The sequence below is a fragment of the Weissella sp. DD23 genome (assembly GCF_001579105.1).
In the GTDB taxonomy this organism is placed as follows: domain Bacteria; phylum Bacillota; class Bacilli; order Lactobacillales; family Lactobacillaceae; genus Weissella; species Weissella cibaria.
On record NZ_KQ970390.1, the window covers coordinates 313,574 to 314,149 of the forward strand.

1 protein-coding gene is annotated in these 576 nt (G+C 46.5%); it reads right to left on the reverse strand.

Going from position 1 to position 576, the window contains the following annotated elements:
- Positions 1-527 (reverse strand): PTS sugar transporter subunit IIA (locus tag WEIDD23_RS01510; RefSeq protein WP_197458774.1); only part of this gene is annotated, 527 nt, incomplete at its 3' end.
- Between the last annotated feature and the right edge of the window lie 49 nt (positions 528-576).

Genomic DNA, 576 nt, shown 5'->3' on the forward strand with positions numbered 1-576 from the left:
GTTGTACAGGCCGTCACGGCAACTAACAACGGTGCGTCCTCATTAGCTATCCCCCCGTCTTCTCCCGAGGTATTTGGCGATGATTCATCAAATAATCGGCGCACTTCAGCCGGTGTTTTGGCGGCCATTAATTGGGTTGTAAATCCATCACGTAACAAGAATCGTGACAAATTAGCCAGTGCTTCCAGATGTGTATTACTAGCCGTGTCTGGGACAGCAATCATAAAGAGTAAGTGCACTGGTTGACCGTCTAGCGCATCGTACGCAACCCCCGTTTCAGAACGGGCGAATACGATTGTTGGTTGAAGCACCGCTGCATTCTTTGCGTGTGGAATGCCAATCCCATCACCTAAACCTGTTGACGTTTGTGCCTCCCGTGCCAAAATCCCCTCTAAGAAATCAGCCTCACTTGAAATCCGATTTGCTTGTTTCAAACCAGCAATCATTTCCTTAAAAGCCCCAATTTTGTCTGTGGCGGCCAGATTCAAAATCATTGTCTCTGCCGCTAGCAAATCATTAATTTGCATGATTAATCCCCCGTTTAATTAACCAATTTCAGTTATGTGTACGTGATCC